We start from the raw sequence: 23,676 nt of genomic DNA on the forward strand, positions 1-23,676 counted from the left end.
CCTCAGGATGCCGCCGGCAAGGCCTCGGCGCGCTCACGCGGCGCGCCCTGCAGGCTGCGCCACGCCTCGTAAATAAGTGTCGGATCATTGCCGGCCAGCCGCGCCGGGTCCGACAACAGGCGCCGCCAACGGCGCGCCCCCGCTTGCCCGTTCACCAGCCCCAGCAGGGGACGCACGATGACCCGCAACGGCACGCCCTGCGCGACTTGCGCAGCCGCATAGCGCACCATGGCGTCCACCACCTGGGCGTCGGTGGGCAGGCGGACAGCCGGCCACAGGCGCAGCGAGGCCTCCGACAGCACTCGCGGCGTATGCCAGGCTGCCCGCCCCAGCATCACGCCATCGAACTCCGCAGCCGCCGCCACCGCCTGGGCGGCGTCGGCCAGCCCGCCATTGAGCACGATGGTGCTGTCGGGAAAATCGGCCTTCAGCCGCTGCGCGACCGCATAGCGCAGCGGCGGAATCTCGCGGTTGTCCTTGGGCGACAGGCCCTTGAGCACGGCATTGCGCGCGTGCACGATGAATACCCGGCAGCCGGTATCGTGGATGGCGCCGACGAAGTCGCGCACGAAATCGTATGACTCGTCATAGTCCAGGCCCAGCCGGTGCTTGACCGTGACCGGCACATCCACCGCGTCCTGCATGGCCTTCATGCAGTCGGCCACCAGGGCCGGCTCGGCCATGAGGCAGGCGCCGAAGGCGCCGCGCTGCACCCGTTCCGAGGGGCAGCCGCAATTCAGGTTGATCTCGTCGTAGCCCCACTGGCGCCCCAGCCGCGCGGCATGCGCCAGCGCCTCGGGTTCGCTGCCGCCCAGCTGCAGCGCGACCGGATGTTCGGCGCCGTCGAAATCCAGGTGGCGCCCCACGTTGCCATGCAGCAGCGCCCCCGTGGTGATCATCTCGGTGTACAGGCGCGCGCGCGGCGCCAGCAGCCGGTGAAAGTAGCGGCAATGCCGGTCCGTCACGTCGATCATGGGGGCGACGCACAGTCGCCAGTCGGGAGAACTCAAAAATCGCTCGGGCAAGATGGTGAATCCGGTATTTTACGGTGCGCGCGCGGCGGCGTCCGGCCTCGCGGCGGCGGTAGACTAAAATTGGGGCCCGCCCGGGCAACCGCCGCCTCGGCATGCCCGGCCCCCCACCCCATCTGCTGATCAATGGCCGTATTCACCCCTGTTTCCGACGACGATGCCCGGGCCCTGCTGGCCCACTACGACCTGGGCGAGCTGGTGTCCCTGCGCGGCATCACCGCCGGCATCGAAAATACCAACTACTTTCTGGCGACCACGCGCGGCGAATACGTGCTGACCCTGTTCGAGGTGCTCACCCAGGCGCAACTGCCGTTCTACATCGAACTGATGCACCACTTGGCGGCCCGCGGCGTACCCGTGCCCCAGCCCCAGACCCTGCACGACGGCAGCCGCCTGACGGTCCTGCACGGCAAGCCCTGCGCCATCGTGACGCGCCTGCCAGGCGGCTACGAGCCAGCACCCGGGCCCACTCATTGCCGGCTGGCGGGGGACACGCTGGCGCGGGCCCACCTCGCCGCCCGCGATTTCCCGCTGCGGCAGCCGAATTTGCGCGGCCTGGCCTGGTGGACGGAAACCGCCCCCAAGGTGCTGCCGTTCCTGGCCCCCGCGCAGGCCGACCTGCTGCGGCGCGAACTGGCCGAGCAACAGCGCCTGGCGGGCACGCCAGCCTGGCAGGCGCTGCCGTCGGGCCCGGCGCACTGCGACCTGTTCCGCGACAATGTCCTGTTCGCCGGCACGTTCGAAGACCCGCTGATGGGCGGCATCATCGATTTCTATTTCGCGGGTTGCGACAGCTGGCTGTTCGACGTGGCGGTCAGCGTCAATGACTGGTGCATCGAACGCGATACCGGGGCTTTCGTGCCCGAATTGCTGCAGGCATGGCTGGCGGCGTATGCGGCACGGCGCCCCTTTACCGCCGAAGAGCGCCAGGCCTGGCCGCACATGCTGCGCGCGGCGGCGCTGCGCTTCTGGCTGTCGCGCCTGTACGACTATTACCTGCCCCGGCCGGCCCAGACACTCAAGCCGCACGATCCGCGCCACTTCGAAAGAGTGTTGCAAGCACGCCACCGCCCCGGGTTGGCGGCCTTGCCCTGACGGCCACGGCCCCCATAATTGAGTGTGAGCCCCCGTTTTCAATCCGTAACGAGACCTATGCAAGCAGCATCCCTACCCGCGTCCTACGGCTGGCAATGGGTACGCGACGGCCTGCGACTGTTCATGAAGCAGCCGCTGGCCATGTTTACCTGGGCCCTGGCCATCAGCTTGCTGGTGCTGTTCGCGACCTTCACGCCGCCGATCGGGCCGCTGTTCTTCGTCGCCCTGATGCCCGTGGTGACCCTCATGACCCTGTCCGCCTGCAAGCATGTCGAGGCCGACCGGATCATGCTGCCGTCCATGTGGCCCCAGCCGCTGACCCGCCCGGGCGTGTTCAAGAAACTGCTGATCCTCGGCGTGCTCTACGCGGCGCTGTGCATCACCGCCGGCCTGGTCTCGTTCCTGCCGTTTTCCAGCGCCCTGACCGAAGGCATGCGCATCGCCTCGGTCGAGCAGGACATCACGCCATTCATCAGCGCCATGCGCGTGCCGCTCGCGCTGTTCGGCATTCTCTACGTCATCATCGCGGCGCTGTTCTGGCACGCGCCCGTGCTGGTGGCCTGGCATGGCCTGCGCATCGGCCAGGCGCTGTTTTTCTCGGGCGTTGCCTGCTGGCGCAATAAATGGGCCTTCCTGGTCTACGGCACCGCGTGGGTGCTGGTGTTCCTGTTCATCGACCTGTGCGCGGGCCTGCTGGTCAGCGCGGGGCTGTCGCCGCAACTGGCCGGCACCCTGCAGATCCCGTTCAACATCGCGGCGGGCGGCGTGCTCTATTGCAGCTTTTATCCAGCCTATACCTCGGTCTTCGGCATCGAGGACTCCCACGCGCACCTGGACGGCGGCTCGAACGACCGCAGCGAATCCGAGGCCTGAGCGCGGCCCCGGAAAGGCGCCTAGTATTGCGGCGCTGCGGTGAAGTTCAGGAAGCGCGTGCTCGACCCCTGGAAAGTCAGCCGCACCGTGCCGATCGGGCCGTTACGCTGCTTGCCCACGATGATCTCGGCGGTGCCCTTGTCGGGCGAGTCCGGGTTGTAGACTTCGTCGCGGTAGATGAACAGGATCAAGTCGGCATCCTGTTCGATGGCGCCCGATTCGCGCAGGTCGCTCATCACCGGCCGCTTGTTGGGCCGTTGTTCGAGACTGCGGTTGAGCTGCGACAGCGCGATCAGCGGGCAATTCAGCTCCTTGGCCAGGCCTTTCAGCGAACGGCTGATTTCCGAGATTTCGGTCGCCCGGTTCTCGCCACCGCCATTGCCCGCCATCAGCTGCAGGTAGTCGATGATGATCAGGCCCAACTGCCCGCACTGGCGCGCCAGCCGGCGCGCGCGCGCGCGCACTTCCATGGCGCTGAGCGCCGGCGTCTCGTCGATGTAGACCTGGGCATCCTGCATGAGCTGCACGGCATGGGTGACGCGCGGCCAGTCGTCGGCGATCAGCTTGCCGGTGCGCATGCGATGCTGGTCCAGCATGCCGACCGAGCCCAGCATGCGCATGGCCAGCTGCACGGCGCCCATTTCCATGGAAAACACGGCCACCGGCAGGCCCTGCTCGATGGCCACGTGCTCGCCGATGTTCATGGAGAACGAGGTCTTGCCCATCGAGGGGCGGCCGGCCACGATGACCAGGTCGCCCGGCTGCAGGCCGGAGGTCATCTTGTCCAGATCGGTGAAGCCGGTGGGCACACCGGTGACGTCGGAGTCGCTGTCGCGGTGATACAGCTCGTCGATGCGTTCGACCACCTGGGTCAGGAGGGGCTGGATTTCCTGGAAGCCGGCCGAGCCCTTCTCGCCTTCCTGGGCGATCTTGAACACCTTCGACTCAGCCTCGTCCAGCAGCTGCCGCGCCTCCTTGCCCTGGGGGTTGAGCGCGGCCGCGGAGATCTCGTCGGCGATCGACACCAGCTTGCGTAGCATCGCGCGCTCGCGCACGATCTCGGCATAGCGCCGGATGTTGGCCGCCGACGGTGTGTTGTGGGCCAGGGCGTTCAGATACGCCAGGCCGCCGGTGTCCTCGGCCTTGCCCGCGCTGACCAGCGACTCATTGACGGTAATGACGTCGGCCGGGCGTGCCAGGCCCACCAGGCGGGCAATGTGATGCCAGATCAGCCGATGGTCGTGGCGGTAGAAATCCTCTTCGCCCAGCACGTCGGCGATGCGGTCCCAGGTGCTGTTGTCCAGCAGCAAGCCACCCAGCACCGACTGCTCGGCCTCGATGGAATGCGGCGGCACGCGCAAGTACTCTAGCTGGGAATCGGCGGGTGTATTCATCATGGACTACTAGTAAAGTGTACGCAGGGTGTCGGCCACCCGGAAAAAGCCTTGGATATCGCGCCCCGGCAGACGTCCGGCCACGGGGCGCAACACCGCGGCGCATGCGCCCACCACGCGCCCCAACCGGGCCAGGCGTGCCCGGACGGCCGGCGCGGGGCGGGCCTGGAAATACACATCGAGCATCAGCGTGCCCAGCCCCGGCAGATTATCATCCTCCAGCTTGCGCAGGGACAGCAGCGACGCCACGAGCTGGAATAGATCGTAAGCCTGCGCCAGCGGCAAGGACAAGGCGCCACCGATGTTTTCCTCGAAATCGATGCGCCACAGTTCGCCGTCGCGCAAAGTGATGTTGCGCACCTGGGCGCCCCCGTGCCAGTGGCCGCGCGCGTGAAAGGCCGCAAGGTCGGCCGCCAGGGCCCGCACCCAGTCGGCGCGCTGCGGCGGGCTGGCATGGCGGATCAGGTTGGCCAGGTCTTCGCCCACGTGCTCGAGCACCAGCAGCCCGGGTTCTTCCCACCACACATGCGGCACCCGGCAACCGGCCTGCGCCAGCCGGCGCAGCCGCTCCCCCTCGTACGCCAAGCCATTGCGCAGCAGCACGCCGGGCCGCGGGAACTCGCCCAGGAACAACTTGCAGCCCAGTGCCAGCCCGAGGGCGCGCACGTACCGCAGCGCATAGCCCAGGCCCTGCAAGAGGCCGGCGCGGCGGCGTTTCACCACGCAGGCAACGCCGTCGATGACGACCTCGCGCACCGACGGCTCGCGGGCGCCGTCGACGCTCTCGAGCCAGGCGCGCAAGCCGGCGGGCGCTTGTTGATGCTGAGGCGGCTGGCTCAAGAATATCCTCCGGTGCTGACTGGACACGAATCGGCGCGCCAACAAAAAAGCCGGCACCTGCGCCGGCTTTTTTGCGGTGCGAAAGCGGCAAGCTTAAGCGATGTCGCCTTCCACCACCACGGTCACGTCCGTCACGACATCGGCGTGCAGCGCAACTTGGATCGGGTATTCGCCCACGGCCTTCAGCGGGCCGGCGGGCAGGCGCACCTGGCCCTTTTCGACGGCGTCGAAGCCGGCCTTCTTCAGACCCTCGGCCACGTCGGCGTTGGTCACCGAACCGAACAGGCGGCCGTCCACGCCGGCCTTTTGCACCACCTTCAGCTGGAAGCCGGCCAGGCGGTTGCCCAGCGCTTCGGCGGCGGCCAGCTTCTCGGCCTGGATCTTTTCCAGTTCGGCGCGGCGCGCTTCGAATTCCTTCAGGGCGGCGTCGGTCGCGCGACGGGCCTTTTTCTGGGGGATCAGGAAGTTGCGGGCGTAACCGTCGCGCACCCGGACGATTTCGCCGAGGTTGCCCAGGTTGACGACTTTTTCGAGCAGGATGACTTGCATTTCAGTGCCCCCGGATCAGTTGTGGTTGTCGGTGTAAGGCAACAGGGCCAGGAAGCGCGCGCGCTTGATGGCGGTGTCCAGCTGGCGCTGGTAGTGTGCCTTGGTGCCGGTCAGGCGGGCCGGGATGATCTTGCCGTTTTCCTGCACGAAGTCGCGCAGCGTGTCGAGATCCTTGTAGTCGATCTCTTCGACGCCGGCGGCGGTGAAGCGGCAGAACTTGCGGCGCTTGAACAGCGGGTTCTGCTGCGTGAATTTGCGTTTCTCTTTGCGTTTTCCGAAGAAAGCCATGATGTGCCTCTTAGTCTAGCCGGGCCGGGGGTTCATCCCGTATGCCCGAAATCTGTGTCTGGGTCCGGTAGCCTGTCATCCCACCAACGGATCGTGCCCTGCGCTGCCGCCGACTTTACGGGCCAGCTGCATGTGCAGCTTGACCTTCACCGAATCCTTGCGTGCCGCGGCCAGAAAGCCCTGCACCTGCAATTCGGTCCCCAGCGGGGTGCCGGCCAGCAGTTGTGCCAGATCGCCCAGGGCCACGGCGGAAATCGTCACTTCGACGCGGCGCGGATGCCCCGCTTCGATGACTTCCGATTCGTGGGCCAGCAGCATTTCCAGCGCTGGCACGCCGGCGGGAGTGTGGCGCAAAGGCTCGCATTCGAGAACGCGGGCGCTGAGTTCCAGCTTGTTCATCCGGCCGGGTACTGATGTTTCAACGTCGGGTGGAACGACGGCGCTGGCCGGGTTACTGGGCCTGAGCCTGGGCCGGCGCGGCCGCTTCCGTGCTGGCCTTGCGGGCCTCTTCGCGCTCGACCGACTTCATCATGATCGAGGGCGAGGTCTGCGCTTTCTTGGTCTTGATGACCAGGTGGCGCAGCACGGCGTCGTTGTAGCGGAACGAATGCTCGAGCTCGTCGAGCGTGGCCTGGCCGCACTCGATGTTCATGCAGACGTAGTGCGCCTTGACAAGCTTCTGGATCGGGTAGGCCAGTTGGCGGCGGCCCCAGTCTTCCAGGCGGTGCACGGCACCGCCCTGGCCCGTGACGAGCGACTGGTAGCGCTCGACCATGGCGGGCACCTGCTCGCTTTGGTCCGGATGGACAATGAACACTACTTCGTAGTGACGCATGGGTAAAACTCCTTGAGGATGTCTTGCGGCAGGGGCGCCCGAGGAAAACCAGCAACGTCCGCGCCCGCAAGGGGCAGCCCGCCGCGTCCTTTCCGCGCCCTTTCACAGGCGGCAAAAGACGGCAGTCGAGCAAGAAAGCTCTCGATTATCGCCGATCTTGTACGGCAACGCAAGCCAAAGCCGCCGCCGAAGCCTGTCCGGGGCGCACGGGCCGGTTCACCAGGCTGACCATCACGTAGCTGATGATCATCAGCAGGAACCATGACCCCAATTTCGCGGGAGCGACCCAGTCCCAGCCCTGCGACTGGTTCGGGTAGCGCCAGGCATGGGCGAATGTGCCGATATTTTCGGCCAGCCAGATAAAGAGCGCGACCAGCACGAAGCCGAACAATAGCGGCATGCGCCGGTGCGCCCGCCAGATCCGGTAGTGGACCCAGGTGCGGCCGAACAGCAGCGCCGCCAGTGCGAACAGGGCGCCGCGCAGGTCGGCCATATAGTGGTGGGTGAAGAAATTAGCGTAGATCAGCGCCGACAGCACCAGCGTGGCGCCCAGCGGCGGATGCCGGGTGAAGCGGAAATCAAATAGCCGCCAGACGCGCGCCAGATAGCTGCCCACGGCTGCGTACATGAACCCCGTGAACAACGGCACGCCGCCCAGCCGCAACACGCTGGCCTCCGGATAGATCCAGGAGCCGACAGCCGTCTTGAACAGTTCCATGAGGGTACCCACCACATGGAACATCAAGATCACCTTGGCCTCGGCCAGGGTTTCCATGCGCAATGCCAGCAGCAAGGCCTGGATGGCCAGCGCGGCCAGTGTCAGGAAATCGTAGCGCGCCAGCCCGGCGCCGGCAGGGTACCACCAGTGCGTGGCGAGCAGCAGCGCGCACATCAGGCCGCCGAACAGGCACGCCCAGGCCTGCTTGACGCCGAAGCGGAAGAATTCGTAGCAGGCGGCCGCCAGCCGCCCCCGCGTCGTGAGCCGCTGCGCAAACCCCGACTCCCAGCCTTCCAGCCGGGCGATCAGCGGCCAGTCGCGCGCGGCCGGGGCGGGCGCCATGGCGGCGCTCAGCCCTCGACGACAGCGTAGGCGGAGTGGTTGTGGATGGACTCGAAGTTCTCGGCCTCGACGCGGTAGCGCGCCACGCCGGGGTGGGACGCCAGCCGCGCGGCCACGTCGCGCACCAGGTCTTCGACGAACTTGGGATTGTCGTAGGCGCGCTCGGTGACGAATTTCTCGTCGGGCCGCTTGAGCAGGCCCCACAGTTCGCACGACCCTTCATCCTCGACGAGCCGGATGATGCGGTCCATGGAGACCTCGCCGTCCAGCACGGCCGACACGGTGACATGCGAGCGCTGGTTGTGCGCGCCGTACTCGGAAATGGCCTTGGAACACGGGCACAGGCTGGTAACAGGCACTTGCACGACCAGCTCGAACTCGACCTGGTCGCCGGCGGCCCGGGCGATCCACTGCACCTCGTAATCGAGCAGGCTCTGCACGCCCGAGACGGGCGCCGACTTGTTGATGAAGTACGGGAAGGCCGCCGTGATGTCGCCGCGCTCGGCGTGCAGCAGCGGCAGCATGTCGCGCGCCATGGCCGCGAACAGCGCCGGCGTCATGGGCGTGCTGCGGTATTTCTCGAGCAGCGCCACGAAACGCGACATGTGCGTGCCCTTCTCTTCGGCCGGCAGCGCGACGGTCAGCGTCCAGTTGGCCACGGTGGGCTGCGCGGCACCGTCGGCGCCCGCCACCAGCATGGGATGCCGCACGCCGCGGATGCCCACGCGCTGAATCGGGATGTGCCGCGTGTCAGCCGAACTCTGGACGTCGGGCATCACGATGGCGGGATCGATCGGAGAATTCATAGGAGATTACCTGTCAGGGCGGAAAGAAATGAGAATCGCTGTGCCCTGAAATATGTTAGCGGAGCCATTATTACCGAAAAGGCGGGCCGGGAGGGCGGAAAACCCTCCTACTAGTAGGTTGGGAACCACACCCCGCCCCACCCCGCCGGTCAGCCGGCGGCGGCAGGGCCGCTGCCCGGCTGCGGGTCAAAACGGGTCCGGATCGACCGCTCGATGCCCGCGGCATCCAGCCCCACCCCGGCCAGCAACGCGGCCTGGTCGCCATGGTCGATGAACTGGTCGGGCAGGCCCAGCTGCAGCACGGGCACGCCGACGCCCTCCTGGTGCAGCACTTCGGTGACGGCGCTGCCGGCGCCGCCCATGACGGCGGCCTCTTCCAGCGTAACCAGCGCCTCATGGCGCGCCGCCAGCTCGAGAATCAGCGCACGGTCGATCGGCTTGACGAAGCGCATGTCGGCCACGGTGGCATCCAGCGCCTCGGCGGCCGCCAGCGCGGGCTGCAGCAGCGTGCCGAACGCCAGGATGGCGATGCGCCGGCCCTCGCGCCGCACCACGCCCTTGCCGAGCGGCACGGTGTCGAGTCCGGGCGAGACGGCGGCGCCGCAGCCGGCGCCGCGCGGATAGCGCACCGAGGCCGGGCCAGGATGGGCATAACAGGTGGACAGCAGCAGCCGCGCCTCGTTCTCGTCGGAAGGCGTGGCCACGACCATGTTCGGGATGCAGCGCAGATAAGCGATGTCGTAGTTGCCGGCATGGGTGGCGCCATCCGCGCCGACCAGGCCGGCGCGATCGAGCGCGAACGTCACGTCCAGGTTCTGCAGCGCCACGTCGTGGATCAGTTGATCGTAGCCGCGCTGCAGGAACGTGGAATAGATGGCAACCACCGGCTTCTGGCCCTCGCAGGCCAGGCCCGCGGCAAACGTGACGGCATGCTGCTCGGCGATGCCCACGTCGAAATAACGGCGCGGAAAGCGCTTTTCAAAGTCCACCAGGCCGCTGCCCTCGCGCATGGCCGGGGTAATGCCCACCAGCCGCTCGTCGCGCTCGGCCATGTCGCACAGCCACTGGCCGAACACCTGCGTGAATGTCTTGCGCGCCGAGGGCTTGCCCTGCTGGATGCCGACCGCCGGGTCGAACTTGCCCGGGCCGTGATACAGCACCGGATCGGCTTCCGCCAGCTTGTAGCCCTGCCCCTTGCGCGTGACCACGTGCAGGAACTGCAAGCCCTGCAGCGCCTTGAGGTTCTGCAGCGTCGGGATCAGCGCATCGAGGTCGTGGCCGTCGATGGGACCGACATAGTTGAAGCCGAACTCCTCGAACAGCGTGGCGGGAGTGACCATGCCCTTGGCATGCTCCTCGAAGCGGCGCGCCAGTTCCAGCACCGGCGGCACGTGCTGCAGCATGGCGCGCCCGACATTCTTGGCCGCGGCATAGAAGCGGCCCGACATCAGCCGCGCCAGGTAGCGATTGAGCGCTCCGACCGGCGGCGAGATCGACATGTCGTTGTCGTTCAGCACCACCAGCAGGTTGATGTCGGGCGTGACGCCGGCGTTGTTCATGGCCTCGAAGGCCATGCCGGCGGACATCGCGCCGTCGCCGATGACGGCGATGTGCTGGCGCTGCACGCCGGCGTTGCGCGATGCCACCGCCATGCCCAGGGCGGCCGAGATGGAGGTCGACGAGTGCGCCGTCCCGAAGGCGTCGTACTCGGATTCGCTGCGTTTCGGAAAGCCCGAGATGCCGCCCTCCTGGCGCAGGCGCGCCATGCCTTCGCGGCGCCCGGTCAGGATCTTGTGCGGATACGACTGGTGCCCGACATCCCAGACGATGCGATCATGCGGCGTGTCGAAGACGCGATGCAGGGCCAGGGTCAGCTCGATGGTGCCCAGGTTGGAGGACAAGTGCCCGCCCGTCCGGGATACCGATTCCAGCACGAAGCCGCGCAGCTCTTCCGCCAGCGTCTTGAGCTCGCGGCGGTCCAGCTGCCGCAGGTCGGCCGGGGTGTGAATACGGTCCAGTAATTCTGTCGTCATGCTCGATATCAGCGATCTCTGAGTACGATGTAGTCTGCCAGGCGGGCCAGCATGGCGCCGGAGTCGCCCAACGGCGCCAGCGCCCCGTGCGCCGCCGCGCGCAGCTCTTCGGCCAGCGCGCGGGCGCCATCCAGGCCCAGCAGCGAGACATAGGTGGGCTTGTTGCCAGCGGCGTCCTTGCCGGGTGTCTTGCCCAGGCTGGCGGAATCCGCGGTGACGTCGAGAATGTCGTCGACCACCTGGAAAGCCAGGCCGATGGCCTGCGCGTAGTCGTCCAGCGCCTGCCGCGTGCTGGAGCTCGCCCCCGACACGATGCCGCCCAGCGCGACACTGCAGGCCAGCATGGCGCCGGTCTTCATGGTGTGCATGGTCTGCAGTTCGTCGCGCGACAAGGCGCGGCCCACGCTGTGCAAATCGATGGCCTGCCCGCCCGCCATGCCCTGGCTGCCGGCCGCGCGGGCCAGGGCCTGCGTGGCCTGCACCACCAGCGCCGGCGCGATGGGCATGTCGGCCAGCAACTCGAAAGCCAACGGCTGCAACGCATCCCCGGCCAGCATGGCGGTGGCCTCGTCGAATTGCACGTGCGTGGTGGGACGGCCGCGCCGCAGCGTATCGTCGTCCATGCATGGCAGGTCGTCGTGCACCAGCGAATAGGCATGGATCAGCTCGACCGCGGCGGCGGCGCGGTCCATCGAGGCCTGGATGGCCACGGCGCTGCCGTTGACCGGACATGCCTGGCCGGCCGCATAGACCAACGCGGCGCGGACCCGCTTGCCGCCGCCCAGCACGGCGTAGCGCATGGCTTCGTGCAGGCGCGCCGGCAGTGCATCGGCGGCCGGCAGGAATTCGTCCAGGACGGCTTCGATGTGCTGCGCGCGGCCTTGCAACCAGTCCGCGAACGCAAGGTGATGTTGCTTCATCCGATTATTCGTCGTCGAGCGCGCGCGGGTCCAGCGGCCGCAGCAGGCCGTCTTCCAGGATCTTGACCTGCTGCTCGGCCTGCGCGAGGCGCTCCTGGCAGACGCGCGTAAGCTCGACGCCGCGGCGATAGGCGGCCAGCGATTGCTCGAGCGGCAGCGATCCGTCCTCCATGGCCGCGACCAGCGTCTCGAGTTCGGCCAGCGCCGTTTCGAAGTCCTGGGGCAAGGGGCGGTCGTCGTGCTGCGGATCGGTTTGCGGGGAAGTGGCCAAACGTGGCTCCGGGCGCGGGGTAGTTGAGTCGATCCGTGAATTGTACGAGATGCCGGCCCCGGGGCCGACGACGCAATGACGATCAGCGCGCCGCGCCCGATAGCAGGCCGGCGGCCGCACGCAGCGCCGGAGCCACGCGCGCGCGCAATTCCGCTTCCGGCAACAGCGACGCCGGCCCGCCGCAACTCATCACAAACAGGCCTTCGCCGGTCGCGGCCTGGAACGGCACGGCCACCGCATTGATGTCCGCGCGCCACTCGCCGATGGCAAAGCAACAGCCTGTCTCGCGCAGATCGGTGCAAGCCTGCTCGATGGCGGCGGCGCCTGGCGCTGGCTGCACCAGGCGCGCCAGCAGCGCGGCGCGCTGCGAGCCGGGCAACGCAGCCAGGTAGGCCCGCCCCATGGCGCTGTCCAGGCTGGCGCGGTAGCCCACCGGCAGGCGCAGGTAAAGCTCGGACGAGCCGTGCAGGGCTTCGATATAGACCATGGCGTCGCCATCGAACGCGCCGAGCGCCACGGCCCCGCCGGTGTCGCGCGCCAGTTGTGTCATCGAGGCCCGCGCCAGCTCGCGCACCTCCAGGCCCGCCAGCAAACCGAAGCCCAGCGCCAGCACGCCGTAGCCAGGCGAATACTTGCCGGTGTCGGCGTGGTAGCGCAGATAGCCAAGCCCGGTCAGCGTATGGGTAATGCGGCTGATGGTGGGCTTGGGCAGGCCGGTCAGGTTGGCTAGGTCCTGATTGCCCAGCGTGGCGGCGCCGGGACCGAAGCAGCGCAGCACCTCCAGCCCGCGCGCCAGCGCGGTGATGAAGCCCGGCCCGCCGCTGTCGGCGCCGCGGCGCCGGCGGGCCGGGCCGCTGCGGACAGTGGGGGCCGGCTTTGGAGACGGCGGGGTAACCGGGGGTTGCATCGTGTGCGCTTCGTTTTTATAGTTGATTTCGATTAACAAAATTAAATTCCATACAACGGAATTTACAACACGTCCACCGTCTTCACAACGCCCCAGGGGAAACCATGTTCAAACGCGTATCCACCCTCGCCGCCGCCGTGGCGCTCACGGCCTGCGCCAGCCTGGCCCAGGCCGCCTTTCCGGAACGGCCCATCACCATCATCTCGCCCTTTCCCGCCGGCGGCGCCACCGATGTGCTGACCCGCATCCTGGCCGAGCGCATGGGCAAGGCGCTGGACCAGACACTTATTGTCGAGAACAAGGCAGGCGCCGGCACCACCATCGGCGCGGCCTACGTGGCGCGCGCCCAGCCGGATGGCTACACGATCCTGATGGCCACCAATTCCACGCTGGTCACCAATCGGTTCCTGTACAAATCGCTGCCGTACGACCCGGACGGCTACGCGCCGATCGGCATGGTGGGCATCGGCCCGCTGGTACTGCTGTCGAATGACAAGCATGGCTTCAAGAGCACCGCCGACGTGGTCAAGCAGGCCAAGCAGCAGCCGGGCAAGCTGACCTTCGCCACCTTCGGGCCGGGCACGTCGTCCCACCTGGCCGGCGAACTGTTCAAGAAGGAAGCCGGCGTCGACCTGTTGCACGTACCCTTCAAGGGCGCCACGATGGCCCTGCCCGCCGTGATCAATGGCGACGTGGACATATTCTTCGACATGGTGGCCACCGGCATGCCGCAGGTGGAAGCCGGCAAGCTCAAGGTGTTCGGCATTACCAGCAAGAAGCGGCTGTCGACCCTGCCCGACCTCCCCACGCTGGCCGAGCAGGGCTATCCGGCGTTCGACCTGACCGCCTGGTTCAGCTTCGTCGCGCCCCAGGGCACGCCGCCCGAGGCGCTGGCGGCCCTGCAGCAGGCGCTGGCCACCACGCTGCAGGATCCGCAAGTACGCGACAAGCTGCTGGCCATGGGCATCGAGCCGCGCAGCGGCACGGCCCGCGAATTGACCGAGCAGATCCGCACCGAACAGCCGGTAATCGAACAACTGGTCAAACAGGCCGGGCTGGAGCGCCAATAACGGTCTGGCTTTGCAACAAAATGCCCCCGCAGCGCGGGGGCGACGGCGCATGTTTGCGTTTACATGCCGTACCTAACGGTTCGAAACATGCCGCCGGTGAGGCGCTGATAAGGTAAGGGTATACCCGCATCGCGTTGCCAGCCAGGCTGCGCGGCGGGCTCCCGAAACTTGCTACACCGCCTCATGCCTCATTCCCAGGAACGTCTCGACCGGCTCGACGCCGCCCGCTGGCTGGCGGCGCTGGCTGTCGTGCTGCTGCACAGCGCCGCCCAGGCCGTCTCGGATGCGGGCGCCTATGGCAGCAGCGACTGGCTGGCCGCCAACCTCTACGATTCCGCCGTGCGCTGGTGCGTGCCGGTTTTCGTCATGGTCAGCGGCGCCCTGCTGCTCGACCACGAGCGCCCCACGGACGCGCGCCACTTCTATCTGCGGCGCGCCACCCGCATCTGCGCGCCGCTGGTGTTCTGGACGCTGTTCTACCTGGCCTGGCGCACGGGGCTCGACTGGTGGGACGACGGCCGGCTCGACCTGTCGTTCTGGCCTCGCAAAGTGGCCGAAGGAGCCCCCTACTATCACCTGTGGTACTTGTACATGATCGTGGGGCTGTACCTGTTCGCGCCATTGGTGCGCGCCCTGTATGAGCGCAGCCAGCCGGCGGCGCGCCGCCTGTGGGTAGTCGGCATATTGGGCATCGCAATCCTGGATGCGCTGTACCGCCAGGCGCTGGGCGCCGGCCAGGGCTTCTTCCTGACGTGGTTCCTGCCGTACCTGGGCTATTTCGTGGCGGGCCGCATGATCTACACCGGCGAGCTGCGCATGCCGCGCCCCGGCCTGGTGCTCATGCTGAGCGTGCTGGCCACCGCCTGGGGGGTGTCGGCACTGTCCGACACCGGCCGGCTCAACCTGTATTTCTATGATTATTTCAGCATTACCGTGCCGTTCATGTCGCTGGCCGCGTTCCAGTGGATCATGAACACGCCGCGCGTCCCGCCGCTGTCGACCCTGGCGCCGCTGACATTCGGCGTATATCTCATCCACCCGTTGTTCCTGGACCTGGCCGATCGCGCCGGCGCCAAGGCCGGCCCGGGCGCGGCATGGAACGTACCATTGATGGCGGCGGCGGTGTTCGGGCTGTCGGCTGCCAGCAGCTGGCTGTTGCGCCGGCATCCGGTGACGCGCCGGCTGGTATAGGCCGCCGCCGCGGCGCAGCGCATGGGGTGCCCCGATGCAAGGGATGGGGTACAATTCACTGTTTGATCGGCCAGACCGATTTTTCTTCGCGCCAGAACGGGAACCCTGCCGTCCTGGCTTTTTTATCCGAGCGGAGGGAATCATGACCGACATTGGTCGGATGGCGCACCTGGCGCCAGCTCGCACCCAGCTACCCGTCAGCGCCTATTTTGACGAAGCCCGCTTCGCGCGCGAGCAAGAACTCATCTTCAAGCAATCCTCTTTGTACGTCGGCCACCAGAAGCTGGTGCCCGAGGTCGGCGACTGGCGCACCCTGCCCCACGAAGACGGCGGGCGCGTGCTCGTGCGCAACCCCCACGGCGTCGAACTCATCTCCAACGTCTGCCGTCACCGCCAGGCCCTCATGCTCGGCGGCGAAACCGGCAACGTCGCCAGCCCCGCCCACGGCCACGGCAACCTCAGGGACTCCGGCGGCAACATCGTCTGCCCCCTGCACCGCTGGACCTACAACAACCGCGGCGAACTGCTCGGCGCGCCCCAGTTCGACAGCACCCCCTGCATGAACCTGCAGCGCTTTCGCCTGCGCGATTGCCACGGCCTGCTGTTCGAGGGACCGCGCGACCCCGCCGCCGACCTCGCCCCGCTGTTCGCCCGCCCCGAGTTCGACTTCGGCGACTACGTCCTCGACCACGTCGAGGTCCACCAGTGCAACTACAACTGGAAGACCTTCATCGAGGTCTACCTCGAGGACTACCACGTCGGCCCCTTCCACCCGGGCCTGGGACGCTTCGTCACCTGCGACGACCTCGCCTGGGAATTCGCCGACTGGTACAGCCTGCAGCGCGTCGGCGTGCACAAGGCCCTGGCGCAGCCCGGCTCCGACGTCTACAAGCAGTGGCACGACCGCGTGCTCGACTACCGCGCCGGCGACGCCCCCGACTTCGGCGCCGTCTGGGTCACCTACTTCCCCACCCACATGATCGAGCTCTACCCCCACGTCCTGGTGCTCTCCACACTCTACCCCAAGAGCCCCCAGGAAACCCTCAACGTGGTCGAGTTCTACTACCCCGAGGAAATCGTCGCCTTCGAGCGCGACTTCGTCCACGCCCAGCGCGCCGCCTACATGGAGACCGCCGTCGAGGACGACGAGATCGCCGAACGCATGGACGCCGGACGCAAGGCCCTCATGGCCCGCGGCGTCAACGAGGCCGGACCCTACCAGTCGCCCATGGAAGACGGCATGCAGCACTTCCACGAGTGGTACCGTCGCATCATGCAGGAACCGGCCTGAACGGCGACCACGCCCGGGCCACGCAGGGCGGACCTCCGGGTCCGCCCTGTGCTTTTTGGGGGCCCGCCATACGCCATGGGCCACGGTCATCAAATCGTCAAATGCCGGCGGTCTACTGATCCCCCTGCCCCGTCGCGGCCCGGCCCGCGCGGCGCAGCACCGGGGAGGGGAACACCCCGAGGGGCATTGCCATGGCTTTTACTCTGCAAGATATCGAACGCCTGTTCCTGGAGCGCGGGCACCGCGCCTATGACGGCGAACCCGTCACTCAACTGCAGCACGCGCTGCAGACCGCCGCCCTGGCCGAGGAAGCGGGCGCCACGCCGCAGCTGATCACGGCCTGCCTGCTGCACGACCTGGGCCACCTGATCGCCGACCATCCCGCCACGCCGACACTGCGCGGCCTGGACGACAAGCACCAGTATTTCGTGCTGCCCTTCCTGCGCGGACTGTTCGGCGCCGCCGTGCTCGACCCGATCCGGCTGCACGTCGAGGCCAAGCGCTACCTGTGCTTCGTGGAGCCGGAATACGAAACCATGCTGTCGGCCGATTCGCGCCGCAGCCTGGCGCTGCAGGGCGGCAGCTTCGACGCCGGGCAGGCGGTCGATTTCGCCAGCATGCCGGGCGCGCCCGACGCCATACGCCTGAGGCGCTGGGACGACTTGGCCAAGTCGCCGGACCGGCTCACCGAACCGCTGGACTACTACCTGGACATCGCCGAGCGCGTCTCGAGCCGCGCCCGCCTCGCCGCCGTCTGGTAGCGCGCCGGCTCAGGCGCCGGTCGCCACCGGACGGGCCGGGTCGCTGCACCACTCGCTCCACGACCCCGGATACAGGCGCGAGCCGCTCAGCCCGGCGATCTCCATCGCCAACAGGTTGTGGCACGCGGTAATGCCCGAGCCGCATTGGTGCACCACGGCCTGCGGATCACGCTCGCCCAGCAGCGCGGCGAACTCGGCGCGCAACTCGGCCGGCGACTTGAACTGGCCGTCGGGCCGCAAGTTCTCGCCATTCGGACGGTTCAACGCGCCCGGGATATGCCCCGCCACCGGATCCATGGGCTCGACCTCGCCGCGGTACCGGTTGGCAGCGCGCGCGTCCAGCACCGTGAAAGCCGGCCGCGACAGGTTGGCCAGCACGGCGTCGGCGTCCACGGTTTCGACCAGCGGAGCGCCCGCCGCCGCCTGGCCGGCCGGCACGGCCGGCGGCGCATCGGTGCCGACCGGCAAGCCGGCCGCCGTCCAGGCCTGCCAGCCGCCATCCAGCACGGCGACGCGCTCGTGCCCCAGCCAGCGCAGCATCCACCACAGGTGCGCGGCGAACATGCCGCCGCTCGCGTCATAGGCCACCACCAGGGTCTGGGGGCCGACCCCGTGCGCGGCCATCAGCGCGGCCAGGTCGGCGCGCGCGGGCAGCGGATGACGGCCGTTCTTGCCGGTGCGCGCGGCGGCCAGCTCGGTTTCGTGGTCCAGGTAGCGCGCGCCGGGAATATGGCCCTGCTCGTAAGCGCGCCGGCCGGCCGCGTGGTCCGCCAGGTCGTGGCGCACATCGAAAATGCGCAAATCCGGCGCCTGCAGCCGGGCGGCCAGATCGGAAGCGGAAATCAGCGTCGTCGTCATGCGAAGGCTCCTTGCGGAAACGGATTGGGGAAACCGGCGCCCGGCCGGCGCGGCGTCAGGTTCCTGCGGGCGAGCGCATGGTGCGCCACACCGACAGCAGGCCGGCCGCGATGATCAGGCCGATGCCCGCCCAGGCCAGGCCGTCGAGGTGGTCGCCCCACAGGCCCATGCCCAGCAGGGCGGCAAATATGATCGTGGTGTACTGCAAGGCGGCCGTCAACAGGGCAGATCCCGCTCCAAATGCGCGGGTCATGGCCAGTTGCCCGAACAGGCCCGCCACCCCCACCCCGCCCAGCGCGGCATAGCCGAGCAGGTCGGCATAGCCCCAGCCTTCCAGGGCGAATCCGGCCAGGCTGCTCAGGCACACGCCCAGGGAAAAGAACAGCACGGTGCGCCATTCGGGCTCGCCGATGCGGCCGAGCTGGCGGATCTGCATCATCGCCACCGCCGACATGGACCCGGCACCCAGGCCGAACAGGGCCGCCAGCCATTGATCGTCATTGATGCTCGGCCGGAGCACGGCGATGACGCCGCCGAACCCGAGCGCCACCGCCGCGATGCGCACCGGATCGCGCTGCGCGCCGCCCCAACCGAGCATCCAGCAGGCAATGAACAGGGGCGCGGTGTAGTTCAGGCTGGTGGCGGTGGCCAGCGGCAGGTGCGACAGGGCAAAGAAGCCCAGCCACATGGAGGTCACCCCCGCCACGTTGCGCCACAGGTGCAGGCGCCAACTGGTGGGCACGATGGACTGGCGCGCGGCGCGGGCCCAGACCAGCAGCAGGATCACCGAGGGAAAGCCCCGGAACAATACGATCTGGGGCAGCGAAGCGCCGTGCTCGGTGGCCAGCTTCACGAACGACCCCATTACGGCGAACATGGCGGACGCCAGCAACATCCAAAGAGCCTGCATGGGGCGGAGAGACGAAAAAAGAGAAGGGAAATAGGGGAAAGCGATACTATACTCCGGGTCCGGAAAGCCTACCGTCCCCGACGGGGAACCGCCCCGCCGCGCGCCGGTCGAAACAGGCGCTCATCGCTCGCAGAGGAACACAACAAGCATGAAACGCATCTTTCTGTTCATCGTCACCAACCTGGCCGTCGTGGTGGTGCTGTCGGCTACGCTGCGCATCCTGGGGGTGGACCGCTACATCACGGCGCAAGGCATCAACATGCAGGCGCTGCTGATCATGTCCGCCGTCATCGGCTTCACCGGCGCCATCATCTCGCTGCTGATCAGCAAGCCCATGGCCAAGTGGAGCACCGGCGCCCAGGTCATCGACCCGAACGCCCCGCGCGGCCAGCGCGAGGCCTGGCTGCTCGACACGGTGCATCAGTTGGCCGATCGCGCCGGCATCGGCCGTCCCGAGGTCGCCATCTACGAAGGCGCTCCCAACGCCTTCGCCACCGGCGCGTTCAAGAACGACTCGCTGGTCGCCGTCTCGACCGGCTTGCTCGACAGCATGACCGAAGAGGAAGTCGCCGCCGTGCTGGGCCACGAGGTCGCCCACATCGCCAACGGCGACATGGTCACCCTGACCCTCATCCAGGGCGTGGTCAACACGTTCGTGGTGTTCCTGGCGCGCCTGGTCGGCTATTTCATCGATCGCGCGGTGTTCAAGAACGAACGCGGCGTGGGTATCGGCTACTACGTCACCGTGCTGGTCTGTGAAATCATCTTCGGCATCCTGGCTTCGATCATCGTGGCCTGGTTCTCGCGCCAGCGCGAATACCGCGCCGACGCCGGCTCGGCCCAGCTGATGGGCTCGCGCGAGCCCATGATGCGCGCGCTGGCGCGCCTCGGCGGCATCGAGGCAGGCGAGCTGCCCAAGTCGTTCGAGGCTTCCGGCATTGCCGGCAAGGGCGGGCTGGCAGCCATCTTCGCCTCGCACCCGCCCATTCCGGCCCGCATCGCCGCCCTGCAGCACATGCGCGTGGCCTGACGGCCATGCCGGGGCGGCCGCGCGGGGCCGCCCCATCCCGCCTCAGTCCAGCGTCAGCACCGTGGCGCCCGTGGTCTTGCGGGCGGCCAGCGCGGTCTGGGCCTGGCCGGCCTCTTCCAGCGGGTAGCGCTGGTCAATGCGCACCTTGATCTTCTTTTTCAACACCAGGTCGAACAGCTCGCTGGCCGCCGCGTTCAGTTTCTCGGGCGTGTTCACGTGCAAGCCCAGCGACGGGCGCGTGACGTACAGGCAGCCCTTCTGGTTCAGCGTGGCCAGGTTCACCCCGGACACCGGCCCGGAAGCGTTGCCGAAGCTGACCATCAGCCCGCGCGGCTCGATGCAGTCCAGCGAGGTTTCCCAGGTGTCCTTGCCCACCCCGTCATAGACCACCGGCACTTTCTTGCCGCCGGTCAGCTCGAGCACGCGCTCGACCACGTTCTCGCGCGAGTAGTCGATGGTCTGCCAGGCGCCGTTGGCCCGTGCCAGCGCGGCCTTCTCGGGGCTGGAGACGGTGCCGATCAGCTTGACGCCCAGCGCCTTGGCCCACTGGCAGGCGATCAGGCCCACACCGCCGGCGGCCGCGTGAAACAGGATGGTCTCGTTGCCCTGCAGGCGGTAGGTCTGGCGGAACAAATACTGGACGGTCAGCCCCTTGAGCATCAGCGCGGCGGCCTCGTCGAAAGCCACGCCCTTGGGCAGCTTGACCACCTGCGCCGCGGGCACGTTGCGCGCCTGCGCATAAGCCCCGATGGGGCTTTGCCCGTAGGCCACGCGGTCGCCCTTCTTCAGGTGCTTCACGTCGGCGCCCACCGCCTCGACCACGCCGGCGGCCTCGAATCCCAGGCCGTGCGGCAACGGATGCGGGTACAGCCCGGTCCGGTAGTAGATGTCGATGAAATTCAGCCCCGCCACGTGCTGGCGGATGGTCACTTCGTTGGCCGCGGGCGGCGGCACCTCGACCTCGACCACCTTGAGAACTTCGGGTCCACCGTGCTGCTCGATGCGTACTGCCTTCACGAGATTGCTGGCCATGCCGGCCTCCTTTTGTGTGTTGAATACCCAGACTGACTGAGCGGCTCGACGCCGCAGAAACTGTTTGCCATCCCGCCCTCAACTGCCGGCGGCGGCCGGCCGGCCCATCAGGACGAACACGCCCGACAGCACCAGCGCCGTGCCGGCAAGCTGCCAGATCGTGATGGGCTCGTCCAGCAGCCAGGCCGCCAGGAACAGCACCGATACCGGCCCCACCATGCCCAGCAGCGACGCGGTGGGTGCGCCGATGAGGGCCACCGCCCACATCAGCATGAATACCGGCACCACCGTATTGAGCGTGGCATGCAGAATCGAATAACCGTAGACGCCGGCCGGCTGCACCAGCATCGACGGCGGATGGACGATGAAGAACTGGATGACACAGGCCACGCACGAGACCAGCATCGCATAGGCCACCAGCCGCGTAGCGCCAACCCGCTTGACCAATTCGCCGGAGCAGATCAGGTACACAGCATAGCTGAGCGCCGAGCCGAAAATGAACAAGGCCCCGAGCGGCACATGGGAACCGGCGCCCTCGGCCAGGTCCTGGGCGAACACCAGGATGACGCCCAGGTATGACGCCACCATCGCCACCCACTGGCGCGGCGTCACCGGCCGCTTCAGCCACCAGGCCGACAGCAGCACCACCAGCGTGGGCGACAGGAACAGGATGAGCCGCTCGAGGCTGGCCGAGACATAACGCAGCCCGAGGAAATCGAGAAAGCTCGAGAAGTAGTAGCCCAGCAGGCCGAGCAGACAAAGCTGCACCCGCTCGCGCGCGGTCAGCACCGGCAATTCGCCGCGCGCGGCACGGCGCGCCTCGCGCCAGGCCACCAGCGCGAAAAAGGGCATGGCGAAGAGCATCCGGAAGGCGATCAGCGTGACAGCGTCGATACCGTACTGGTAGGTGAGCTTCACCACGATGGCCTTGGCGGCAAAGAGCACGGCGCCCAGCGTCGCCAGGAAGAAGCCGAGTGCGCGCGTGGAAAGGAAAGCGAAGGGGCGGGACTCGGCGGCGCGATTCATGCGATGATTTTATATTTTCCAGCGCCGGCCGGCTGGCCGCACGCCCCGTCTCGCACCTGCCTCTCGCATGACCCGCCAACGCGCCCTAGCCTATATCCATATTGCAGCCGTACTGTTCGGCCTGACCGGCGTTTTCGGCGAACTGATCCAGGCCGGCGCGGCCGTGATCACCCTGGGGCGCGCGGCTTTCGCGGTCATCGCCCTGGCGGGGTTCGCCCGCCTGCAGCGCCGCCCCCTGTTCCGCGCGCTCACCCCGGCCCAGTTGTTCGTGCTGGTCGTCGCGGGCGGCCTGCTGGCCGCCCACTGGGTCACCTTCTTCATCTCGGTCAAGACCGGCGGCATCGCCATCGCCACGCTCGGCTTCGCCAGCTTCCCGGCATTCATCACCCTGCTCGAGGGCCTGCTGTTCCGCGAGCGCGTACGGGCCGCGGAATGGCTGCTGCTGGGCCTGGTGAGCGCCGGCCTGGTGCTGGTCACGCCGTCGTTCGATTTCGCCGACCGAGGCACCATCGGCCTGGCCTGGGGCATACTCTCGGGCCTCTCTTTCGCCTTGCTGGCGCTGACCAACCGGCGCTCGGCGGTCGGCCTGGACGCCATGCAGGTCGCCTGCGGCCAGAATATCGTCGTCGTACTGGCCCTGCTGCCCTTCGCCGCCGCCCAACTGCCCCTGCTGCCCGCGCTGGACTGGCTGTGGCTGGCACTGCTGGGCATTTTCTGCACCGGCCTGTCGCATTTCCTGTTCGTTTCCAGCCTGACCCGCCTGAATGCGCGCAGCGCCGGGCTGGTCATCGCCCTGGAACCAGTCTACGCCATCGGTTTCGCCTGGCTGCTGTTCGCCCAGCAGCCGACCCTGCGCATGATGCTCGGCGCCGCGCTCATCGTCGCCGCCATCGTCTGGTCCGGGTTGCGCAAGGCGCCGCACTGAGCGCGCCAAGATGCCTTGACAATATCTGCCTAGGCAATAAAATGGCGGGCATGAATCCGCCCCGCCCTCCCGCTACGTCCGATGCGCCGGTCCATTATCGCGGCAATTTCCGCTGCATGACGGACGACAACGTCGGCTTCGTCATCAAGCAGGTATACAACTCGCTCAACCGCATGCTTGACCTGGAGATGGCGCCGCTCGACCTCACCGCCATGCAATGGCGCCCCATCGCCATGGTGGCGCGCGGCAGCGCCGACACCCCCGCCGAACTGGCGCGCCTGCACGGCGTCGACACCGGCGCCATGACGCGCACGCTGGACCGCCTGGAGGCCAAGGGCCTGCTGCGCCGCGTGCGCAGCCAGGAGGACCGCCGCGTAGTCAAGATCGAGCTCACCGAACTGGGCCAGGAAAAGGCCAGGGCCATTCCGGCCAATATCGCGCGGGTGCTGAATCACCACCTGCGGGGGTTTTCCGCCGACGAACTGGCCCAGCTCAAGCACCTGCTCGGCCGCATGCTGGCCAACGGCTCGGCCGGCGGCGTGCCCGATTCCTGAGCGCCGCGGCGCGCGTCCGCCCGACCCTGCGCCCAGCCGGGGAATTCCCGGTCCTTGCCCGGCATTGCGCCATAATAATTGCCTAGTCAAATACAGTTTGATCAACCATTTTCAGCAAATCGTCAG

At 67.7% G+C, this 23,676-nt stretch carries 26 protein-coding genes; 9 read left to right on the forward strand and 17 right to left on the reverse strand.

All coding sequences use genetic code 11. The features are described from left to right. Positions 1 to 2: 2 nt before the first annotated feature. On the reverse strand, positions 3 to 1,010 hold the full coding sequence (gene dusA, locus ACKTT0_RS23190; RefSeq protein ID WP_407852087.1) for a tRNA dihydrouridine(20/20a) synthase DusA: 1,008 nt from the start codon (positions 1,008 to 1,010) through the stop codon (positions 3 to 5). Between the two features lie 147 nt (positions 1,011 to 1,157). On the opposite strand from dusA, the gene ACKTT0_RS23195 reads away from it, so the two are divergent. Both ACKTT0_RS23195 and ACKTT0_RS23200 read left to right on the forward strand, forming a co-directional pair. Next, positions 1,158 to 2,126, forward strand: coding sequence for a homoserine kinase (locus ACKTT0_RS23195; protein ID WP_407852088.1), 969 nt, complete (start codon positions 1,158 to 1,160; stop codon positions 2,124 to 2,126). Positions 2,127 to 2,183: 57 nt separating this feature from the next. Then, positions 2,184 to 2,999, forward strand: a complete 816-nt coding sequence (locus tag ACKTT0_RS23200; protein ID WP_407852089.1) for a BPSS1780 family membrane protein — start codon at positions 2,184 to 2,186, stop codon at positions 2,997 to 2,999. Between the two features lie 20 nt (positions 3,000 to 3,019). Here the strand turns inward: ACKTT0_RS23200 and ACKTT0_RS23205 are convergent, their stop codons facing one another. The 12 genes from ACKTT0_RS23205 to ACKTT0_RS23260 form a co-directional block, all read right to left on the reverse strand. Beyond that, the gene (locus ACKTT0_RS23205) at positions 3,020 to 4,393 is read right to left on the reverse strand and encodes a replicative DNA helicase (RefSeq protein WP_407852490.1); all 1,374 of its coding nucleotides are present in this window, start codon (positions 4,391 to 4,393) and stop codon (positions 3,020 to 3,022) included. A gap of 9 nt (positions 4,394 to 4,402) precedes the next feature. Beyond that, positions 4,403 to 5,233, reverse strand: a complete 831-nt coding sequence (locus ACKTT0_RS23210; RefSeq protein ID WP_407852090.1) for a BUD32 family EKC/KEOPS complex subunit — start codon at positions 5,231 to 5,233, stop codon at positions 4,403 to 4,405. Between the two features lie 93 nt (positions 5,234 to 5,326). Next, positions 5,327 to 5,782: a 50S ribosomal protein L9 gene (gene rplI / locus ACKTT0_RS23215; RefSeq protein ID WP_407852091.1), complete on the reverse strand. Its 456-nt coding sequence runs from the start codon at positions 5,780 to 5,782 to the stop codon at positions 5,327 to 5,329. Positions 5,783 to 5,797: 15 nt separating this feature from the next. Beyond that, positions 5,798 to 6,070 (reverse strand): 30S ribosomal protein S18, encoded by a 273-nt coding sequence (gene rpsR, locus ACKTT0_RS23220; RefSeq protein ID WP_012249960.1) that lies wholly within the window; start codon positions 6,068 to 6,070, stop codon positions 5,798 to 5,800. Between the two features lie 75 nt (positions 6,071 to 6,145). Continuing rightward, positions 6,146 to 6,469 carry a primosomal replication protein N gene (gene priB / locus ACKTT0_RS23225; protein ID WP_407852092.1) on the reverse strand — a complete coding sequence of 108 codons (324 nt, stop codon included), beginning with the start codon at positions 6,467 to 6,469 and terminating at the stop codon, positions 6,146 to 6,148. A 52-nt stretch (positions 6,470 to 6,521) separates the two neighbouring features. Further along, on the reverse strand, positions 6,522 to 6,905 hold the full coding sequence (gene rpsF, locus ACKTT0_RS23230; RefSeq protein WP_028355558.1) for a 30S ribosomal protein S6: 384 nt from the start codon (positions 6,903 to 6,905) through the stop codon (positions 6,522 to 6,524). 145 nt (positions 6,906 to 7,050) lie between these two features. Further along, entirely contained in the window at positions 7,051 to 7,965 is a 915-nt protein-coding gene (locus tag ACKTT0_RS23235; RefSeq protein WP_407852093.1) for a DUF817 domain-containing protein, read from the reverse strand. An 8-nt stretch (positions 7,966 to 7,973) separates the two neighbouring features. Beyond that, positions 7,974 to 8,771, reverse strand: a complete 798-nt coding sequence (gene folE2 / locus ACKTT0_RS23240; protein WP_407852094.1) for a GTP cyclohydrolase FolE2 — start codon at positions 8,769 to 8,771, stop codon at positions 7,974 to 7,976. Between the two features lie 149 nt (positions 8,772 to 8,920). Next, positions 8,921 to 10,804: a 1-deoxy-D-xylulose-5-phosphate synthase gene (gene dxs, locus ACKTT0_RS23245; protein WP_407852095.1), complete on the reverse strand. Its 1,884-nt coding sequence runs from the start codon at positions 10,802 to 10,804 to the stop codon at positions 8,921 to 8,923. An 8-nt stretch (positions 10,805 to 10,812) separates the two neighbouring features. Continuing rightward, a complete protein-coding gene (locus ACKTT0_RS23250) occupies positions 10,813 to 11,724 on the reverse strand; it encodes a polyprenyl synthetase family protein (protein ID WP_094806991.1) in 912 nt (303 codons plus the stop codon). A gap of 4 nt (positions 11,725 to 11,728) precedes the next feature. Then, positions 11,729 to 11,995, reverse strand: coding sequence for an exodeoxyribonuclease VII small subunit (locus ACKTT0_RS23255; protein WP_028355553.1), 267 nt, complete (start codon positions 11,993 to 11,995; stop codon positions 11,729 to 11,731). Positions 11,996 to 12,077: 82 nt separating this feature from the next. Continuing rightward, on the reverse strand, positions 12,078 to 12,902 hold the full coding sequence (locus ACKTT0_RS23260) for an IclR family transcriptional regulator (RefSeq protein WP_407852096.1): 825 nt from the start codon (positions 12,900 to 12,902) through the stop codon (positions 12,078 to 12,080). 104 nt (positions 12,903 to 13,006) lie between these two features. Here ACKTT0_RS23260 and ACKTT0_RS23265 point away from each other — a divergent pair, with 104 nt between their 5' ends. The 4 genes from ACKTT0_RS23265 to ACKTT0_RS23280 all read left to right on the forward strand — a co-directional run bounded on the left by ACKTT0_RS23265 (position 13,007) and on the right by ACKTT0_RS23280 (position 17,215). Beyond that, positions 13,007 to 13,972: a Bug family tripartite tricarboxylate transporter substrate binding protein gene (locus tag ACKTT0_RS23265; protein ID WP_407852097.1), complete on the forward strand. Its 966-nt coding sequence runs from the start codon at positions 13,007 to 13,009 to the stop codon at positions 13,970 to 13,972. A 183-nt stretch (positions 13,973 to 14,155) separates the two neighbouring features. Continuing rightward, the gene (locus ACKTT0_RS23270) at positions 14,156 to 15,163 is read left to right on the forward strand and encodes an acyltransferase (protein ID WP_407852098.1); all 1,008 of its coding nucleotides are present in this window, start codon (positions 14,156 to 14,158) and stop codon (positions 15,161 to 15,163) included. 142 nt (positions 15,164 to 15,305) lie between these two features. Then, positions 15,306 to 16,454 (forward strand): aromatic ring-hydroxylating oxygenase subunit alpha, encoded by a 1,149-nt coding sequence (locus ACKTT0_RS23275; protein WP_407852099.1) that lies wholly within the window; start codon positions 15,306 to 15,308, stop codon positions 16,452 to 16,454. A 191-nt stretch (positions 16,455 to 16,645) separates the two neighbouring features. Then, positions 16,646 to 17,215 carry a phosphonate degradation HD-domain oxygenase gene (locus ACKTT0_RS23280; RefSeq protein WP_407852100.1) on the forward strand — a complete coding sequence of 190 codons (570 nt, stop codon included), beginning with the start codon at positions 16,646 to 16,648 and terminating at the stop codon, positions 17,213 to 17,215. Between the two features lie 9 nt (positions 17,216 to 17,224). Here the strand turns inward: ACKTT0_RS23280 and ACKTT0_RS23285 are convergent, their stop codons facing one another. Beyond that, positions 17,225 to 18,073, reverse strand: coding sequence for a sulfurtransferase (locus ACKTT0_RS23285; RefSeq protein ID WP_407852101.1), 849 nt, complete (start codon positions 18,071 to 18,073; stop codon positions 17,225 to 17,227). Between the two features lie 55 nt (positions 18,074 to 18,128). Then, entirely contained in the window at positions 18,129 to 18,983 is an 855-nt protein-coding gene (locus tag ACKTT0_RS23290) for a DMT family transporter (RefSeq protein ID WP_407852102.1), read from the reverse strand. A gap of 148 nt (positions 18,984 to 19,131) precedes the next feature. On the opposite strand from ACKTT0_RS23290, the gene htpX reads away from it, so the two are divergent. Then, complete coding sequence (gene htpX / locus ACKTT0_RS23295; protein ID WP_407852103.1) at positions 19,132 to 20,013, forward strand: protease HtpX; 882 nt, start codon at positions 19,132 to 19,134, stop codon at positions 20,011 to 20,013. A 42-nt stretch (positions 20,014 to 20,055) separates the two neighbouring features. On the opposite strand, the gene ACKTT0_RS23300 is transcribed toward htpX, so the two are convergent. After that, positions 20,056 to 21,045, reverse strand: a complete 990-nt coding sequence (locus tag ACKTT0_RS23300; RefSeq protein ID WP_407852104.1) for a quinone oxidoreductase family protein — start codon at positions 21,043 to 21,045, stop codon at positions 20,056 to 20,058. 78 nt (positions 21,046 to 21,123) lie between these two features. Then, complete coding sequence (locus ACKTT0_RS23305; protein ID WP_407852105.1) at positions 21,124 to 22,071, reverse strand: DMT family transporter; 948 nt, start codon at positions 22,069 to 22,071, stop codon at positions 21,124 to 21,126. A 67-nt stretch (positions 22,072 to 22,138) separates the two neighbouring features. On the opposite strand from ACKTT0_RS23305, the gene ACKTT0_RS23310 reads away from it, so the two are divergent. Next, complete coding sequence (locus ACKTT0_RS23310) at positions 22,139 to 22,996, forward strand: DMT family transporter (protein WP_407852106.1); 858 nt, start codon at positions 22,139 to 22,141, stop codon at positions 22,994 to 22,996. A 50-nt stretch (positions 22,997 to 23,046) separates the two neighbouring features. Beyond that, entirely contained in the window at positions 23,047 to 23,550 is a 504-nt protein-coding gene (locus ACKTT0_RS23315; protein WP_407852107.1) for a MarR family winged helix-turn-helix transcriptional regulator, read from the forward strand. Positions 23,551 to 23,676: the final 126 nt, after the last annotated feature.

Origin of the sequence: Bordetella saccharivorans (genome assembly GCF_045862855.1) — a bacterium.
GTDB lineage: Bacteria > Pseudomonadota > Gammaproteobacteria > Burkholderiales > Burkholderiaceae_B > Bordetella_A > Bordetella_A petrii_F.